General features: G+C 65.8%; 16 protein-coding genes. 5 read left to right on the top strand and 11 right to left on the bottom strand.

Features of this window, described 5'->3' with window-relative positions:
- Positions 1-144 precede the first annotated feature (144 nt).
- From ACXJL8_RS19370 to ACXJL8_RS19360, 3 genes are read left to right on the top strand one after another with little or no spacing between them, the layout of a single operon-like run.
- Positions 145-480 carry an ArsR/SmtB family transcription factor gene (locus tag ACXJL8_RS19370; RefSeq protein WP_456618320.1) on the top strand — a complete coding sequence of 112 codons (336 nt, stop codon included), beginning with the start codon at positions 145-147 and terminating at the stop codon, positions 478-480.
- Positions 477-953, top strand: coding sequence for an SRPBCC family protein (locus ACXJL8_RS19365; RefSeq protein ID WP_456618321.1), 477 nt, complete (start codon positions 477-479; stop codon positions 951-953). Before ACXJL8_RS19370 ends, ACXJL8_RS19365 begins: the two co-directional genes overlap by 4 nt.
- 12 nt (positions 954-965) lie before the next feature.
- Positions 966-1,379, top strand: a complete 414-nt coding sequence (locus ACXJL8_RS19360; protein WP_456618322.1) for a GFA family protein — start codon at positions 966-968, stop codon at positions 1,377-1,379.
- A gap of 10 nt (positions 1,380-1,389) precedes the next feature.
- On the opposite strand, the gene adhP is transcribed toward ACXJL8_RS19360, so the two are convergent.
- From adhP to ACXJL8_RS19345, 3 genes are all read right to left on the bottom strand, one after another.
- Positions 1,390-2,415 (bottom strand): alcohol dehydrogenase AdhP, encoded by a 1,026-nt coding sequence (adhP, locus tag ACXJL8_RS19355; RefSeq protein WP_456685419.1) that lies wholly within the window; start codon positions 2,413-2,415, stop codon positions 1,390-1,392.
- Between the two features lie 142 nt (positions 2,416-2,557).
- Positions 2,558-2,968: a DUF2000 family protein gene (locus ACXJL8_RS19350; RefSeq protein WP_456618324.1), complete on the bottom strand. Its 411-nt coding sequence runs from the start codon at positions 2,966-2,968 to the stop codon at positions 2,558-2,560.
- Positions 2,969-3,074: 106 nt separating this feature from the next.
- Positions 3,075-3,464 (bottom strand): DUF4189 domain-containing protein, encoded by a 390-nt coding sequence (locus ACXJL8_RS19345; RefSeq protein ID WP_456618325.1) that lies wholly within the window; start codon positions 3,462-3,464, stop codon positions 3,075-3,077.
- Positions 3,465-3,647: 183 nt separating this feature from the next.
- Between ACXJL8_RS19345 and ACXJL8_RS19340 the strand changes: the two genes are divergently transcribed.
- On the top strand, positions 3,648-4,142 hold the full coding sequence (locus ACXJL8_RS19340; protein WP_456618326.1) for an avidin/streptavidin family protein: 495 nt from the start codon (positions 3,648-3,650) through the stop codon (positions 4,140-4,142).
- Positions 4,143-4,257: 115 nt separating this feature from the next.
- On the opposite strand, the gene ACXJL8_RS19335 is transcribed toward ACXJL8_RS19340, so the two are convergent.
- The 8 genes from ACXJL8_RS19335 to ACXJL8_RS19300 all read right to left on the bottom strand — a co-directional run bounded on the left by ACXJL8_RS19335 (position 4,258) and on the right by ACXJL8_RS19300 (position 11,083).
- Positions 4,258-5,862, bottom strand: a complete 1,605-nt coding sequence (locus ACXJL8_RS19335; RefSeq protein WP_456618327.1) for an NTP transferase domain-containing protein — start codon at positions 5,860-5,862, stop codon at positions 4,258-4,260.
- Positions 5,859-6,560: an XdhC family protein gene (locus ACXJL8_RS19330; RefSeq protein ID WP_456618328.1), complete on the bottom strand. Its 702-nt coding sequence runs from the start codon at positions 6,558-6,560 to the stop codon at positions 5,859-5,861. The genes ACXJL8_RS19335 and ACXJL8_RS19330 overlap by 4 nt, the downstream gene beginning before the upstream one ends.
- Before the next feature lie 2 nt (positions 6,561-6,562).
- Complete coding sequence (locus ACXJL8_RS19325) at positions 6,563-6,886, bottom strand: XdhC family protein (RefSeq protein WP_015685128.1); 324 nt, start codon at positions 6,884-6,886, stop codon at positions 6,563-6,565.
- Positions 6,887-6,896: 10 nt separating this feature from the next.
- A complete protein-coding gene (locus ACXJL8_RS19320) occupies positions 6,897-8,099 on the bottom strand; it encodes a vWA domain-containing protein (protein WP_456618329.1) in 1,203 nt (400 codons plus the stop codon).
- A 101-nt stretch (positions 8,100-8,200) separates the two neighbouring features.
- Positions 8,201-9,109, bottom strand: coding sequence for an AAA family ATPase (locus ACXJL8_RS19315; RefSeq protein WP_456618330.1), 909 nt, complete (start codon positions 9,107-9,109; stop codon positions 8,201-8,203).
- Positions 9,110-9,172: 63 nt separating this feature from the next.
- Positions 9,173-9,979 carry an FAD binding domain-containing protein gene (locus ACXJL8_RS19310; protein ID WP_456618331.1) on the bottom strand — a complete coding sequence of 269 codons (807 nt, stop codon included), beginning with the start codon at positions 9,977-9,979 and terminating at the stop codon, positions 9,173-9,175.
- A 36-nt stretch (positions 9,980-10,015) separates the two neighbouring features.
- Positions 10,016-10,501 (bottom strand): (2Fe-2S)-binding protein, encoded by a 486-nt coding sequence (locus ACXJL8_RS19305; protein WP_275194248.1) that lies wholly within the window; start codon positions 10,499-10,501, stop codon positions 10,016-10,018.
- A 135-nt stretch (positions 10,502-10,636) separates the two neighbouring features.
- The gene (locus tag ACXJL8_RS19300; protein WP_456618332.1) at positions 10,637-11,083 is read right to left on the bottom strand and encodes an SRPBCC family protein; all 447 of its coding nucleotides are present in this window, start codon (positions 11,081-11,083) and stop codon (positions 10,637-10,639) included.
- A 169-nt stretch (positions 11,084-11,252) separates the two neighbouring features.
- Between ACXJL8_RS19300 and pcaB the strand changes: the two genes are divergently transcribed.
- Positions 11,253-12,203: 3-carboxy-cis,cis-muconate cycloisomerase (pcaB, locus tag ACXJL8_RS19295; protein WP_456685418.1), on the top strand; the 951-nt coding region annotated here is incomplete at its 3' end.

Raw genomic sequence — 12,203 nt, 5'->3', positions numbered from 1 at the left:
TCCAGGGGCGGCGCTGGTGGGCTTCTTTGTCATTTCTCATTTATGACTGACTAGTCAGTCATAGTCAACCGGAGAATTGGTCGAAGGGTCGAGCACCAACACATTAGCGTTGACTAATTCATTAGCTTCAGCTAATAGATTTGCATGATCGAAGCCGCCCAAAACTCCGTCACCGCCGTGATGCGCGCCCTTGCCGATCCGACCCGCCGCGCCGTGTTCGAGCGTGTGTTCGAGAGCAGGGAGATCAGCGTCGCCGAACTGACGCGCGGCTCGGGCGTGACCCAGGGCGCGATCTCGCAGCACCTGAAATCGTTGAAGCAGGCGGGCCTCGTTGCCGAGCGCGCCGAGGGCCGCAACGTCTACTACCGCGCCGCGCCGCAAGGCCTCGAGCCGCTGGTGACCTGGATGGATCATTACGGCGTCTTCTGGCGCGAGCGCTTCCAGAACCTGCGTGACCTCTTGAAGGAGATCGATCCGTGAGTGCTGCCGAGTTGAAAGCTGAAACCCAAGACAACATCCGGGACATCGTCATCGACGAGGTGCTCCCTCACGCGCCGGAGACGATCTGGAAAGCGCTGACCAGCGCCCAGCTGATCGCGCGCTGGCTGATGCCGCCGACCGGTTTCGAAGCCGTCGAAGGCAACGCCTTCACGTTCCAGACCACCCCGGGCGGCTCCTGGGACGGCGTGATCCATTGCCGCGTTCTGGAGGTCGTGCCGAACCGGCGCCTCGTCTACGCCTGGAAGGGTGGCGACGCGCGCAACACCGGCTACGGCGCGCCGCTCGACACCGTCGTGACGTGGGCCCTCTCCCCGGTCGAAGCCGGCACGCGGATCCGCCTGGTTCATGCCGGCTTCGTCCTGCCCAGGAACGAGTCGGCCTACACGGGCATGAGCGGCGGCTGGAAGAAAGTCGTGCGGCAGCTCGACAGCATCAGCAGCGAAGAAAAGTAAGGAGTTATCGCGATGACCAAGCCCTTTACCGGCGGCTGCGCCTGCGGCGCGATCCGCTATTCGATCACCAGTGAGCCCCTGTTCAGCAATCACTGCCAGTGCCGGGACTGCCAGCGGGAAAGCGGCAGCGGCCATGGCTCGTACATGACCTTTGCACGCGCCGGCGTCACCGTGACGGGCGAGGCAAAACACTGGGACATGGTCGGCGACAGCGGCAACGTGAAGACCCGCGGCTTCTGCGCGCAGTGCGGCTTGCCGGTTTACCTGACCTTCGCGGCCATGCCCGACATCTTCACCATCCGCGCCGCGAGCCTCGACGAGCCCGCCCGCTACAAGCCGCAAGTCGTCACCTACGCCGCGCGCGGACATGAATGGGATCGCCTCGATCCGAGCTTGCCGAAATTCGCGGGCATGCCGCCGGGGTAAGGCGAAGGCGTTAGCCAAAATCGAGCACCATGCGGCCGTCGATCTTGCCGRCCTTCATCCGCTCGAAGACGTCGTTGATTTGCGCCAGCGGCACCTTGGTCACCTCGGCCTTGACCTTGCCGTCGGCGGCGAAAGCGATGGCCTCGTCGAGATCGCGGCGGGTGCCAACGATGGAGCCGCGCACGGTGATGCGCTTGAGCACGACGTCGAAGATCGGCGTCGGGAATTCACCCGGCGGCAGACCGACGAGGCTGACGGTGCCCTTCCGCCGCACCATCTTCAGCGCCTGGGCAAAGGCAGCGGTCGAGACCGCCGTCACCAGCACGCCGTGCGCCCCTCCCCCGGTGGCTGCCAGGACCTTGTCCACGGCATCGGCTGCAAGCGCGTTGACGGCGAGATCGGCGCCGGTCTCGCGGGCGAGCGCAAGCTTGTCCTCGGCGATGTCGACGGCGGCGACCTTGAACCCCATCGCCTTGGCATACTGGATCGCGACATGGCCGAGCCCGCCGACGCCGGAGATCGCGACCCACTCGCCGGGCCGCGCCTCGGTCTCCTTCAGGCCCTTGTAGGTGGTGACGCCGGCGCACAGGATCGGCGCAACGGCGGCAAAATCGACCGTCGCCGGCAGTTTTGCGGCGAAGGCGGCCGAGGCGATGACGTATTCGGCGAAGCCGCCGTTGACGCTGTAGCCGGTGTTGTGCTGGTGCTCGCACAGCGTCTCCCAGCCGGTCTCGCAATATTCGCAAGATAGACACGCATCGTGCAGCCAGGCGACGCCGACGGCATCGCCGACCTTCAGATTCTTCACACCTAGCCCGAGCGCGGCAACGATGCCGGCAACCTCATGGCCGGGAATGAAGGGCGGAACCGGCTTCACCGGCCAGTCGCCGGAGGCGGCGTGCAGATCGGTGTGGCAGACGCCGCAGGCTTTGACCTTGACCAGGACCTCGCCGGGACCGGGCTGCGGCACCGGAACATCCTCGATCACCAACGGCTTGCCGAATTGCTTGACGATTGCGGCTTTCATGGTCGGCATGGGTCTGCTCCTTTGCATTGCAAGGGCAGACTAGCGACACCCGCACGGCTCTCATTGATTGGAGTCAAAGAGTCCAATGTTTGCGCAGGGGATGCATCACGACAGCGAGATGACAGCAGCTCCGCCGCAACCGGCGCCGAGCTCAGCCATGAAACTTCAAACCATCGATAATTTTATCGATCACCTTGCGCTCGGCGCGCATCGCGATGCCGACGAGATTGAGATCGGCACGCGCCACCGCCCTCACCGCCTCGCGATTGGCGGCATCATGCGTGGTCTTGAACATGTCCTCGGTATAGACCGCCGGCTTGACGTTGCGCGTGAGCGCCCGGTCAAGCGCGCGCGACAGCGCCGGACCGTCGGCGCCGTAGATCAGGATCGGCTGGCCGATCAGCGCGTGATATCTTGTCCCCGAGCCGTCCTCGTAGGGCTCACCGATGCACTCGGGAAACGCAGCCGCGATGCCGCTGGTGAGGAAGGCCGCGACATTGAGCTTCTGCCAGGCCTGAAGATCGCTGCGGATCACGACGGCGATCTTGGTGTCGAATTGCATCTTTTCTTTCCGCCGTCATTCCGGGGCGGTCCAAAGGACCGAACCCGGAATCTCGAGATTCCGGGCTCGATGCTACGCATCGCCCCGGAATGACAGCAAGAGAAATTCAACCCTTCGCGTCGCAAGCCCAGGCGCGGATCACGCATTCCTTGCCGCCGTATTTGTAGCATTCGCGGGTGGCGGCATTGAGCGTGGCCGAGATCTTCGGCTTCACGGCATAACCATAGGCGCCGCACGGGTTGGAGAGATCGACCGACATTGCCGCGCAGGCGCGCTTCATCGTGACGGTCGTGCAATCGCCCTTGCACTGCTTCTGTGCCACGCTGCGCGCCTCGTGCTCGGCGACATAATCATAGGCCTGGCCATAGGCGCCGCACTTGCCGACCGCGAAGGCACCGGCCGCATGCGCATCCGTGATGTGGCGAGCGCCGGCGACGCAAACCGACAGCGCAAAGAAAAACATCGCGCAACGGCGCGCGACGACGTTCGAAGCCATGGAATCCCCTCCCCCCAAGGCAGGTGGAGGCGACTGTAAGCGCGGCTCGTTTCCACTTGGTGAACGAGTGGTTGAAAAGCGGTGCCGGGACGAACAGAAGAAATATACATCTTATGGTTGTATTTTTCAATCGCTTCATTTAAAGTCGTCGAAGCTCCAAGCAGAGAGCCGGAGGAGGCGACCATGCGTCCAATCAATACAATGCTGTTGGGAACGATTGCGTCGGCGTGTCTGATCGGACTTCCGCCGGCGCGTGCGCAGTCGGTGAACTGGACCTGGACCAACCAGTACGGCTCGACCCTGGCCATTACCAACTTCAACTCGAACACCGGCGCGATCACGGGGACCTACACCAACAACGCCGCGAACAGCTGCGATGAGGGCAAGCCGCAAGGTGCCACGGGCTGGCTGGCCTATGGCAACACCGGCACCGCGATCAGCTTCTCGGTGAATTTCCTCGGCTGCGGCTCGACCACCGTCTGGACCGGGCAATTGAACAATGCGACGGGATTCCAGGGATTGTGGTATCTGTCCCTCGGCGAAGCGGTCGCGTGGAACGGCATCAGCGCGGGCGCCGACACATTCACGTTCAGCAGCGGCGACAAGGCCCTCCTGACCAAGAGCGGCGTCGAGCTGAAGGCTGCCGGCAGCGAGAAGCTCTCGAACACCAAGAAGTAGGCGAGTGATGGACGTCGCTGCGTAGGGTGGGCAAAGGCGCGAAGCGCCGTGCCCACCATCTACATCTCAATCTGGGATTGGTGGGCACGCTTCGCTTTGCCCACCCTACGCAGCGTCATCCCCGTCGCGCCGCTTCCAGCGCCTGCGGCGTGTCGATGTCGAGGAAGGCGCCCTCGCCGTCGACCGGCACTTCGGCGACCGCTTCCGTATGCCTGGCGATGAGGTGGCGCGCGCCGACATCGCCGTCGAGCGTCATCAATTCCTTGAAGAAGCGGCGCGACCACAACACGGGATTGCCGCGGCGGCCTTCGCTGACGGGCACGACGATGAGATTGCCGCGGTCCGGGGCGAAACCATCGATGAGACGGTCGATCAGGCCGGCATCGATCAGCGGCATGTCGCCCAAGCAAACCACGGCGCCATCGCAACCATCAGGCACCGCCGCGATGCCGGCCTTGACCGAGCTTGCGATACCGCCGGCGAAATCCGGATTGCGGACGAATCTGACCTTGAGGCCGCTCAGCGCCTGCTCGACCAGCTCGGTCTGATGACCGGTGACGACGATCACCTCGGATGCCTTGGAGGCCAGCGCCTGCTCGGTCGCGATCAGCACCAGCTTCTTGCCGTCGAGCTCGGCCAGAAGCTTGTTCGGCCCGCCCATCCGGGTCGAGCGTCCCGCCGCAAGCACGATGGCCGCGACATGGCTGTTGCCCTCGATCTCCGGCTCGGCGCGCGGCTGCGGCCGCGTCACGATCTCCATCAGCAGCCCGCCGACGCCCATGCCCATCAGCTCGGACCGCGTCACTTTGATGCCGGCCAACAGCCGCATCAGCACCCAGTCAAACCCGTTCTCGACCGGCGAGCGGGCGCAGCCCGGCGCGCCCAGCACCGGCACGCCGCCGGCGCGCGCAATCAGCAGCAGATTGCCGGGATCGACCGGCATGCCGAAATGCTCGATCTCGCCGCCGATCTCGGTAACCGCCGCCGGAATCACGTCGCGGCGGTCGGCGATCGCCGACGCCCCGAATACGATCACGAGCTCGGCGCCAAGGGCGAGCAGCTCCTTGATCGCAGCCGACAGCGCCGGCTCCTCGTGCTGGACCCGGCGCTCGGCGATGATGCTGGCGCCGGCCGGCGCGAGCCGCTCGGCGGTGACGCGCAGCGTCTTGTCGATCACCTTGGAGGACAGGCCCGGCAGCAGCGTCGAGACCACGCCGACGCGCTTGATCACGTAGGGGGCGATCTTCAGCACGTCCTTGCCGGCCGCCTTCACCGCGGCATCGCGCAAGGTCCCTTCGACGCCGAACGGAATGATCTTGACGGTGCCGACCATCTCGCCCTCGACCACCGGCTTGTAGGCGGAGAGCGTGGCAAAGGTGATGGCTTCGTCGACGTTGTTGACGCGGTCGACCGCAGCGCGGTCGATCACCAGCACGCCCGGGCGCGCGGCGAACAGATTGGCGCGGCCGGTGAAGGCGCGCTCGACATGGATGCCCTCGCCGCCGATGGCCAGCGCGATGCTGGCGGCGGCGACATCCTCGGAAACGTCGCCCTCCTCCATCCGCACCACGACGACGTCCTTGATGCCGGCGCGCGTCAGGGCCTCGACCTCTGCCGCGCCGATCGTCGTACCTTTCTTCAGCACCAGCGATCCCTGACGCAGGGTGTGGACGGTCACCCCGCCGATCGCATCCCTGGGGCTCGCCGGGCCGAATTTCATGCCGCTTCTTCTTTTTCTTTGGGTGGTAGCCTGAGCACCGCCGTGATCTCGGCCATGATCGACACCGCGATCTCGGACGGCGAGACCGCGCCGATGGCAAGCCCGATCGGCGCGTGGATGCGCGCGATGTCGCTGTCCTTGGCGCCCTGCGCGCGCAGCCGGTCGCCGCGCTTGGCATGCGTCTTCCTCGAGCCGAGCGCACCGATATAGAAGCAGTCGCGCTCGAAGGCGTGCAGCAGCGCCGGATCGTCGATCTTCGGATCGTGCGTCACCGCGACGAACGCCGTGTAGTGATCGACATTGAGCGGCGGCAGCGCGGTGTCGGGCCATTCGGCGACCAAGGGAACGTCGGGGAAGCGCTCGGGGCTCGCAAAGGCCGTGCGCGGATCGACGACGGTGACATCGTAGCCGAGCGAGCGCGCCAGCGGCGCCAGCGCCTGGCTGATATGGACCGCGCCGACGATGACGAGCTTTGCGGTCGGCGCGTAGACGTTGAGGAACAGCTTCTTGCCGCCGACCTCGACATTGGCGCTCTTGCCCATGCGAAGCTGCTTCTCCAGCTCGGCGCCGAGCGGATCCCTGGCAAAATCCCTGGCCTTCACCAGCCGTTGCTCGCCGCTCTCGGTGTCGGTGACCAGAATGACCGGCCGCCGCGCGGCGCGCTCGGCGTTGAGTTCGTGCAGGATCTCGAGCTTCACGGCTAGCCGACCTTCTCGACGAAGACGCGGATGGTGCCGCCGCAGGACAGCCCGACATTCCAGGCGGTCTCGTCGGCGACGCCGAATTCCAGCATCCTCGGCTTGCCGCTCTGGATCACATCCATGGCCTCGGTGACCACGGCGCCCTCGACGCAGCCGCCGGAGACGGAGCCCAGGAACGTCCCGTCGTCATTGATGACCAGGCTCGAACCCGCGGGCCGCGGGGCCGAGCCCCAGGTCTCCACCACGGTGGCCAGCGCGACGCCATGGCCGGCCTTCTGCCAGTCCTCCGCCGCCTTCAGAATATCCTCGTCGCGATCGAGCATGGGTGGCCTCTCAAGCTGCGGAACGGATCAGGCTGCGGTGATGCGGCGGCAACGGCCGGGAGAGCGTGGTGATCAGCTCCTGGATCGAACTCAAATTATGTACGGGGCGGAATTCGTCAACGTGCGGGAGCATCATTTTGATGCCCTGCGCCTTGGCCTCGAAGCCGCCGAATCGCAGCAGCGGGTTGAGCCAGATCAACCGCCGGCAGGAGCGGTGCAGCCGGTCCATCTCGAAGGCGAGCTTGGAATCGGCCTCCCGCTCCAGCCCGTCGGAGATCAGCAGCACGATGGCGCCCTGGCTCAGCACGCGGCGCGCCCACAATTTGTTGAAGTTGTGCAGCGAGGCCGAGATCCGCGTGCCGCCGGCCCAGTCCTCGACCGCGGCCGAGCAGCTCGCCAGCGCCTCGTCGGGATCGCGCTGCCGCAGCGCGCGGGTGACGTTGGTGAGCCGGGTGCCGAACAAGAACACCGAGACGCGCTTGCGGGCGTCGCCGATGGCGTGGAGGAAATGCAGGAACAGGCGGGTGTATTCGCTCATCGAGCCCGAGATATCGAGCAGCGCCACGATCGGCGCCGGCTTCTCGATCCGCCCGAGGCGATGGATGTCGATGATGTCGCCGCCGGTGTGGAGCGAGGCGCGCAGCGTACGGCGCAGGTCGAGCCGCAGGCCGCGCAGATCGGGCCGGCGCCGGCGCGTGAGCAGCTCGGCCTGCGGCAATCTCATGCGCTCGACGGCGCGCAGCGCTTCCGCGATCTCCGCCGCGCTCATCTGCGCAAAGTCCTTCTTCTGAAGGATTTCCTTGTCGGAGACCGACAGGCGCAAATCCTGCTCCTGATGCTGCGGCGTCTCCGTCATCCGCGGCTGCGACAGCGCCTCCTGCACCCGGCGCGCGGCCGCCGGCGGCTTCTTCTTGGCGCCATCCGGAAGCGGCACCGAATCCAGCATATGCTTCCACTCCTCGGAGGCGCGGAAGAACAGGTTGAAGGCCTGCTTGAAGACCAGCGCGTGCTCGTGGCGCTTGACGAAGATCGCCTCCAGCGTGGTGAAGACGTCGGACCGGTTGCCGATGTCGATCACCTGGAGCGCGTTCACGGCGTCGATCACGGCCCCCGGCCCGACCGGCAGCCCCGCCGCACGCAAGGCACGGGCAAAACCGACGATGTTGTCGGCGAATTGCTCGGTCAGCTCCGGCGCAAGATGGTTGATGGCCATGGGTCCACACTCTCAGCCGTCATTCCGGGGCGCGCGAAGCGTGAACCCGGAATCTCGAGGTTCCGGGTTCGATGCTTCGCATCGCCCCGGAACAACAACGATCAATTCTCGCTCGTCGCGTCCTTCAGCACCTTCTGCAAGGTGTCGCCCTGCATCCGCGTGATGTCGTCCTGGTACTTCAACAGCGCGCCCAGCGTGTCGCCGACCACTTGCGGGGTCAGTGAGCGGGCGTCGAGCTCGGACAGAGCGGTGGCCCAGTCGATGGTCTCGGCGACGCCCGGCGACTTGTAGAAGTCCTGGTTGCGCAGCGCCTGCACGAAGCGCACCACCTGCTGCGACAGCTTGGCGGAGATGCCCGGCACCCGCGTCTTGACGATCGCGAGCTCGCGCTCGGCTGCGGGATAATCGACCCAGTGATACAGACAGCGACGCTTCAGCGCGTCGTGGATCTCGCGGGTGCGGTTCGAGGTGATGATGACGATCGGCGGATGCGGCGCCTTCACGGTGCCGAACTCGGGAATCGTCACCTGGAAGTCGCTGAGGATTTCCAGGAGATAGGCTTCGAACGCCTCGTCGGCACGGTCGAGCTCGTCGATCAGAAGCACCGGCGGGCCCGCGACATCGGGCTCCAGCGCCTGCAACAGCGGCCGCTTGATCAGGAAGCGATCGGCGAAAATATCCGATGACAATTGGTCGCGGTCGGTGTCGCCGGCGGCTTCGGCCATCCGGATCGCGATCATCTGCGAGGCGCTGTTCCACTCATAGACGGCGGACGAGACGTCGAGGCCTTCGTAGCATTGCAGGCGGATCAGCTTCCGCCCCAGCGCCGCCGACAGCACCTTTGCGATCTCGGTCTTGCCGACGCCGGCCTCGCCTTCGAGAAACAGCGGCCGGCCCATGCGCAGCGACAGATACGTCACCGTCGCGAGCGAGCGCTCCGCGAGGTAGCCGCGCGACGTCAGGAGTTCGAGCATCGCATCGACCGATGCCGGCAGGGCCGTGAGAGTCATGAAAGAGCCAGTCTCGCTAAGCCCTCACCGGGGGCAAGTGTCGGGCCAGTTGATCCGGCCCACTCATTCCTTGGCGTTGGCGGCATCGACAGCACGCCGGGTCAGCACCCCGATGAGATGCGCGCGGTATTCGGCGCTGCCGTGAATGTCGCTGTTGAGGCCTTCCGCCGGCACCTCGATGCCGTCCAGCGCCTTGGCGGCGAAGCGCTTCTTCAGCGCCTCCTCGAACGCGGTGACGCGGAACACGCCTTCCGATCCGGCGCCGGTGACGGCGACGCGCACATCCGACGGACGCCGCGCCACGAAGACGCCGACCAGCGCATAGCGCGAGGCCTGGTTGCGGAATTTGATGTAGGCCGCCTTCTTCGGCAGCGGGAACATCACCTTGGTGATGATCTCGTCGGCTTCCAGCGCGGTCGTGAACAGGCCCTGGAAATATTCCTCGGCCTTAAGGCGGCGCTTGTTGGTGACGATGGTGGCGCCGAGCGCGAGCACCGCGGCCGGATAATCCGCGGTCGGATCGTTGTTGGCGAGCGAGCCGCCGATCGTGCCCTTGTGGCGCACGGCGGGATCGCCGATTCCGCCGGCAAGATTGGCGAGCGCCGGGATCGCCTCGCCGACGATGGCCGAGCTTGCGACCTCGGCGTGCCTGGCGGTGGCGCCGATCACGAGCGAGCGGCCCTTCATCTCGATCGCGTCGAGCCCCTCGATGTGGGAGAGGTCGACCAGATGCGGCGGGCTCGCGAGCCGTTGCTTCATGACGGGAATCAGCGTGTGGCCGCCGGCGATCAACTTGGCGTCTTCGTTCTTCACCAGGAGGTTGGCCGCCTGCCGCACGGTCCCGGGGCGATGATATTTGAATTCGTACATGAGGGTGTCCTGATCGCGGGATGCGCGCGTGTCGGGTTAGGCGAGGTCTGATTTCGCCATCGCCTTGGCGCCGGCGGCGATCGAGGCGACAATGTTCTGATAGCCGGTGCAGCGGCAGAGATTGCCTTCCAGCTCCTCGCGGATGGTGTGGTCGTCGAGCTCGTGGCCCTTGCGATGGACGATGTCGATCGCGGTCATGATCATGCCCGGCGTGCAGAATCCGCACTGGAGGCCGTGGTGCTCGCGGAAAGCCTCCTGCATCGGATGCAGCGGCGCACCGTCGGCGGCCAGTCCCTCGATCGTCTTGACCTCGTGGCCGTCGGCCATCACGGCAAGCGTGGTGCAGGACTTCACGGCCTTGCCGTCGAGATGCACGACGCAGGCACCGCACTGCGAGGTATCGCAGCCGACATGGGTCCCGGTCAGCCGCTGATTCTCGCGCAGGAACTGCACCAGCAGGGTGCGGGGATCGACGTTGGCCGTGACAGGATTGCCGTTCACGATGAGGGAGATTTTTGCCATAAGCACTCTCTATCAGCGCCCCAACGGGTCCCGTCGAAGCGGTTCTTATAATTATTCCAACCCATCATATGGGCCATTATGCCCCGGGGCAACATCACCCCGGACGCAAGGCGCCATGACAAAACGCGAGGGCCTTCAGCCCTGTACCGCCTTGGCGAAGTTCGCGAAAAATTCGTCGGCCAGTTTCTTGGCGGTGCCGTTGATCAGGCGCTGGCCGAGCTGCGCCAACTTGCCGCCGATCTGCGCCTCGACGTCATAGGCGAGCAGCGTGCCACCGTCCTTCTCCGCGAGCTTGACCACGGCGCCGCCCTTGGCGAAGCCGGCCACCCCGCCCTCGCCTTCGCCGGAGATCTTGTAGCCGTTCGGCGGGTCGAGATCGCTGAGCATGACCTTGCCCTTGAAGCGCGCCGACACCGGACCGACCTTCATTTTGGCCACCGCGCGAAAACCGCCGTCGTCGGTCTTCTCCAGCTCCTCGCAGCCGGGGATGCAGGCCTTCAGCACCTCGGGATCGTTGAGCTTGGCCCACACGGCTTCGCGCGGCGCCGCAAGCTGGACTTCGCCGTTCATTGTCATGGCCATGGGTGCCTCCCGGGATCACGTTGAGTAGCGCTGCTCAAGTAACGCACGGGGGCCGCAAAGGAAAGGGTGCCCCCCGGTCACGTGCAATGCATATTCGCAACTGCAAAAAGCTTGCGTGAGCGGTTTGGGATTGGCACAGCCGTGCTGTGGTGGTTAGGTCGCACGCAACATGAGCACATCCCTCTCCCCCCTGCTCGCGCCGATGCTGTCGAGCACGGCCATGCGCGCCGTCTGCGACGACCGGTCCACCCTCCAGAACATGCTCGATTTTGAGGCAGGCCTGGCACGGGCCGAAGCCGCCACCGGCGTGATTCCCGCCGGCGCCGTGGGCCCGATCGAAACGGCTTGCAAGGCGGATACCTTTGACATGGCGGCGCTGGCCGAGGCCGCGACACGATCGGGCAATCTGGCGATCCCCCTGGTCAAGATGCTGACCGCCAATGTCGGCAAGGCTGATGCGGAAGCTGCGCGCTACGTGCATTGGGGCGCGACCAGCCAGGACGTCATCGACACCGCCACCATGCTGACGCTTCGCGCAGGCATCGATGCGCTGGACGCCGACCTCAGCCGCGCCATCAAGGGCTTTGCCGCATTGGCGCGGACACATCGCCACACCGCGATGGTGGCGCGGACCTGGCTGCAGCATGCGCTGCCGATGCCGTTCGGCCTGAAAGCCGCCGAATACGCCGCAAGCCTCGCCCGCGCCCGCTGCCGTCTGCGCCGGCTCCGCCGCGAGGGCCTCGCGCTGCAATTCGGCGGCGCCGCCGGCACGCTCGCAGCGCTCGGCGACAAGGGTCTCGCCGTTGCGGAACGGCTCGCACACGAGCTCAATCTGCCGCTGCCCGAGGCGCCCTGGCACACCCATCGCGACCGGATTGCCGAAGCCGCATCGGGTTTCGCGATTCTCGCCGGGAGCTGCGGCAAGATCGCCCGCGACGTCTCGCTGATGATGCAGACCGACGTCGCGGAAGCTTTCGAGCCCGCCGGCGAAGGCCGTGGCGGCTCCTCGACCATGCCGCACAAGCGCAACCCGGTTGCGGCCGCAAGCGCACTGGGCTGCGCGACCATGGCGCCGCAGCTCGCCGCGACGATTTTTGCAGCGCAGGTGCAGGACCACGAG

It is taken from the genome of Bradyrhizobium sp. P5_C11_2, assembly GCF_054049755.1.
Note: the sequence above shows the minus strand (reverse complement) of the source record. Positions and strands in the feature narration are given on the sequence as shown.

Bases quoted from the DNA above. Each gene is read 5' to 3' on its own strand.
- ACXJL8_RS19370 (WP_456618320.1), top strand. From the start codon at position 145: ATGATCGAAGCCGCCCAAAACTCCGTCACCGCCGTGATGCGCGCCCTT.
- ACXJL8_RS19360 (WP_456618322.1), top strand. From the start codon at position 966: ATGACCAAGCCCTTTACCGGCGGCTGCGCCTGCGGCGCGATCCGCTAT.
- ACXJL8_RS19350 (WP_456618324.1), bottom strand. From the start codon at position 2,968: ATGCAATTCGACACCAAGATCGCCGTCGTGATCCGCAGCGATCTTCAG.
- ACXJL8_RS19345 (WP_456618325.1), bottom strand. From the start codon at position 3,464: ATGGCTTCGAACGTCGTCGCGCGCCGTTGCGCGATGTTTTTCTTTGCG.
- ACXJL8_RS19340 (WP_456618326.1), top strand. From the start codon at position 3,648: ATGCGTCCAATCAATACAATGCTGTTGGGAACGATTGCGTCGGCGTGT.
- ACXJL8_RS19335 (WP_456618327.1), bottom strand. From the start codon at position 5,862: ATGAAATTCGGCCCGGCGAGCCCCAGGGATGCGATCGGCGGGGTGACC.
- ACXJL8_RS19325 (WP_015685128.1), bottom strand. From the start codon at position 6,886: ATGCTCGATCGCGACGAGGATATTCTGAAGGCGGCGGAGGACTGGCAG.
- ACXJL8_RS19320 (WP_456618329.1), bottom strand. From the start codon at position 8,099: ATGGCCATCAACCATCTTGCGCCGGAGCTGACCGAGCAATTCGCCGAC.
- ACXJL8_RS19315 (WP_456618330.1), bottom strand. From the start codon at position 9,109: ATGACTCTCACGGCCCTGCCGGCATCGGTCGATGCGATGCTCGAACTC.
- ACXJL8_RS19310 (WP_456618331.1), bottom strand. From the start codon at position 9,979: ATGTACGAATTCAAATATCATCGCCCCGGGACCGTGCGGCAGGCGGCC.
- ACXJL8_RS19305 (WP_275194248.1), bottom strand. From the start codon at position 10,501: ATGGCAAAAATCTCCCTCATCGTGAACGGCAATCCTGTCACGGCCAAC.
- ACXJL8_RS19300 (WP_456618332.1), bottom strand. From the start codon at position 11,083: ATGGCCATGACAATGAACGGCGAAGTCCAGCTTGCGGCGCCGCGCGAA.